Annotated in this window: 2 protein-coding genes; one reads left to right on the top strand and one right to left on the bottom strand. The window is 66.3% G+C overall.

Annotated elements, in window-relative coordinates:
- Positions 1 to 555, bottom strand: a 555-nt coding sequence (locus ACRDP3_RS08120; protein ID WP_431516166.1) for an acyltransferase family protein, incomplete at its 3' end; no start/stop codon positions are given.
- Between the two features lie 783 nt (positions 556 to 1,338).
- Here ACRDP3_RS08120 and ACRDP3_RS08115 point away from each other — a divergent pair.
- Positions 1,339 to 1,908, top strand: coding sequence for a polysaccharide deacetylase family protein (locus ACRDP3_RS08115; protein WP_431516165.1), 570 nt, complete (start codon positions 1,339 to 1,341; stop codon positions 1,906 to 1,908).
- Positions 1,909 to 2,057 lie beyond the last annotated feature (149 nt).

The following is a 2,057-nucleotide window of genomic DNA, read 5'->3' as shown; positions in this document are numbered from 1 at the left end:
TTTCCAGACCACGAAGATCGCGAACAGCAGGTAGAACCGTGCCTCGGCCCAGAGCGTCCAGCAGACTCCCAGGATCCGCGGTGAGCCGGCCGGCTGCTGCAGCATCGTCAGGTTCACCAGGAAGTCCGGGATACTCGACGGTTGATCGAACTGCGGCGCCAGGGCGCCAACACCGGCGACAAGGAACAGCGCCGCCCAGTAGGCGGGATACAGCCGCACCACCCGGGATCGGAAGAATTCCCCGAGCGAACGGCCCCAGCAGCTCATGCAGATGACGAAGCCGCTGATGGCGAAGAAGATCTCGACCCCGAGGTGGCCGTACAGTGCGACCTTCGACAGGTGAGGGAAGATGTCGAGGGGCGTCGAACCCCAGGCGGTCCCGACTGTTCCACCGCGCCCGGCGTAGTGGAAGAGGCAGACCATCAGTGCCGCCAGTAGGCGCAGACCGTCGAGTTCGCGCAGGCGGACTCTGGTGGCTTTGTGGTCGGCGCCGGGCGGCGCTGCCGCCGGCGGTATTTCGGGGTCGGACGCAGGTAGCAGTTGCGGTGACTTCACAGTACTCCGGAGACGGTGTTCGCAGGGGTGGCTCCGTCCCTCCCCTGGCTTTCCACCATTTTTCAGCTGCACGGGTCCCCGAAGTAATCGCACGGTGGATTCTGTGCGAAGAGGAGTCGTCCGGCGGCCCTGCCCTTGATGCGAATCCGTGGTCGAGCACATCGGCCAACGGCCGCTAGTGCTCGTAGTCGTTGTGTGCGTGGACTTGCGGCAGCAGGGTGACGGCCGCGTCACCGGGAAGGGACGCGGAGGCGATCGCACCATGAGGGTCGCCCAGGGTCGGCGATCACGGCCGCGCTATCGTCGATATTCGGCGGATCATGTGTTTCCTTTCACTGCCCCGGCGAGGGGTCGGGGGAAGAGAACACCACACAGCGGCCGGTCAAATGGGAGGACGTGTTGACGAGAATCGGAAGTGAACTGTTGCGTCCTGTCTGTTCACGGCGCGACGTCCTAGGCCGGCCCAGCCTGCCCGGAGGAGACTCGGTGGCAGCGGGGGCCACTGCCTCGTCCACCGCTGGGACAGTGACCGGTGTCGTGCAGCGACCAGGCCGAGTGATGACGACTGTGCGTCGGCTCACCGCCCTCGTTCTGGCGACTGTCCTTGCGGTCGGGTGCGCAGCAACGGGCGGAGAAGCCCCGGCTGCGCGGAGGCCCGCGGCGCCCACCGTTGAACGGCCGGCCCTCCCACAGCTGATTCCGCCCCCTCCTCCCTCCCGGAACAAGCCGCCGCTACCCGCCCCCACGGTGAACGGGAAACGCCAGACGCCACGTTTGGACCGGGTGCCGACCCGTGACAAGGTCGTCTTCCTCACCATCGACGACGGTGCGGCGAAGGATCCGGCGTTCGCGAAGATGATGAGCACCTTGCGCGTGCCGTTCAGCATGTTCTTGACCGACTCCATGGTCGGGGACGACTACGGGTACTTCGCCCGACTGCACCGGCTCGGCAACAAGGTGCAGAATCACACCCTGACGCACAAGCGGCTGACCGACCTGCCCTATGCCGCTCAACGGGCGGAGATCTGCGGCCAACAGGACCGCCTGCAGAAGGTCTTCGGAGAACGGCCCACGCTGTTCCGCCCTCCGCGCGGTCACTACAACTCCACCACCCTGCGTGCGGCGGCCGACTGTGGCATCCGCGCCACCGTGCTCTGGCGGGCCAACGTACAACCCAAGGGCCCGCACTCCGACGCCCGTGACCACACACTGCGTCCGGGCGACATCATCCTGTTCCACTTCTTCCCGCAGCAGCGCCTCGACGGCGCCGAGTTGAGGGACGTCACCCAGGACCTGCTGCGGACCATCACCGACCAGGGCTTCGCCGTCGCCAGGCTCGAGGACTACATCTGAGGGCCGGAACAAGGACAGCACCTGACGATGCTCCGTCAAGGCCCGGGTCCGTGACCTGGGCATTCTTCCGGAAGTGGGGTCTGTGATCATTCTTCGCGTATACGGCGAAGACCCGGCCGTGGTGGCCGGGCCTTCGCCGTATACAGGGC

Origin of the sequence: Streptomyces sp. (genome assembly GCF_050698815.1) — a bacterium.
Taxonomy (GTDB): Bacteria; Actinomycetota; Actinomycetes; order Streptomycetales; family Streptomycetaceae; genus Streptomyces.
Note: the sequence above shows the minus strand (reverse complement) of the source record. Positions and strands in the feature narration are given on the sequence as shown.